This window comes from Pseudomonas sp. URMO17WK12:I6, from assembly GCF_003253625.1.
Classification (GTDB): domain Bacteria; phylum Pseudomonadota; class Gammaproteobacteria; order Pseudomonadales; family Pseudomonadaceae; genus Aquipseudomonas.
The window spans coordinates 1-1,438 of record NZ_QKYZ01000037.1 but is presented as its reverse complement, the minus strand read 5'-3'; the positions used below and the strand labels follow the sequence as shown (position 1 = coordinate 1,438).

Sequence of the window (1,438 nt, the reverse complement as noted above, 5' to 3'; positions counted from 1 at the left end):
GCCGGAAATTGTCTTCTGGCTGCGCCTGTTGGCCGCGTCATAACTGAAACTCCCGGATACGGCGCCCGTGAGCGTGCTCAGGCGCTGGCGCGAATCCCAGGTGTAGGTATTGCTCCCGTCACTGTCGTTAAAATGTTCAATGGCATGTTTAACTAAAAATACCCTGCCACACACGTTGAATTATTCATTTTCTGGATAGTTACACCATTGACAGCAAACATATTTCATGGTTGTTAGCGGGATGAATCGAAGTGCCTTATTTCCGCACCTAGGACAGCGTATTTTTGAAACTCGGATTATTAGTATAAATCCAATTATAGCGCTGCCGGCATTAAGTGTTGTGAAAATCCATGCTGGTGGTTCCCCCCAAGAAATTTTTATAATTGATATGACTGCCAGCTGGATCAAGAGCGCGACTGGCAACCACAACCAAAACAAATTACGTCGATGACGTATTTCCTTTAGAAAATAATTTTTATCGTGAGACTTCATTTTATAAAACCTCAAGTGATGTGATTTTTTCGTAACTGTAGATGTTTATGGGGCTTATCTCAATGTTTGAATGAGTTAAACCAGTTTTTAGCACTCTGGATCGTTGGAGATACTGCTGTTGCAGTTCCTGACTGACCGACAAACGCACCAAGCCCTTTACCAAGTCCAAATTTGTATGGGACTGCTCCAGATACACCCGATATGTTACCGCAGCTGTTTCCTGAGGCACTAATACCGAATGCTGGCCCCCAGCCGATATCGGCTTCCGCGTACGATGTGTGATCAAAACCTGTAGTAGGGGCATCACCATCTCCACCAACGATACTGACTCCCCATCCAACATAATAGCCTGCACCGAGCCAACCATTGGCTTGACCTTGTGAGTACACCGATGTGTTCATCCAATCGAGATTCACACCTACGACCACATTAAGACTTCCCCTGTTCCTGGGACTATCAAAGCTACGCCGCCAGAAATCGTCAATTGATATGCGAGGCCATATGGATCAGTAATGCCAATCGGATTCCCGCCAACATAACCATACGTATTAATCCCCCCCGCAAGTCCAATCGGATCTCCCGAGATAAACCGTCCAAAGCCTGGAGAGTAATACCGTGCCCGATAATAATAGACACCCGTGCCATCATTTTCCCGCCCGGTGTACTGCTGGCTGTTGGTACTGGCGGAGCCGGTGCTGCTGGTTTGGCCATAAGGGTCATAGGTGTATTGCGTGGTGAACGCGCCAGTGCTGTCGGTAAGCGCTTGGGTTGAACCCAGCGCATCAGTCAAGTAGCTGTAGGTGTTGCCGCTGGCCTCGGTGCGGCTGAATACTTCGTCCAAACCGCCCGTAAGGAGATTGGCCTGTACCGTGGGGGTGACAGTACCGGTCAGTTCTTGCACCAGGTTGGCACCGTCGAAGACATAACTGGTGGTCTGGCCGGAAAT

The 1,438-nt window shown here is 48.7% G+C and carries 2 protein-coding genes; both read right to left on the bottom strand.

Annotation, left to right across the window (positions count from 1 at the left end; genetic code table 11):
- Positions 1-551: 551 nt before the first annotated feature.
- On the bottom strand, positions 552-908 hold the full coding sequence (locus F475_RS30155; RefSeq protein ID WP_140393624.1) for a hypothetical protein: 357 nt from the start codon (positions 906-908) through the stop codon (positions 552-554).
- 2 nt (positions 909-910) lie between these two features.
- On the bottom strand, positions 911-1,438 hold a 528-nt coding region (locus F475_RS30150; protein WP_146602968.1), incomplete at its 5' end, for an RHS repeat-associated core domain-containing protein.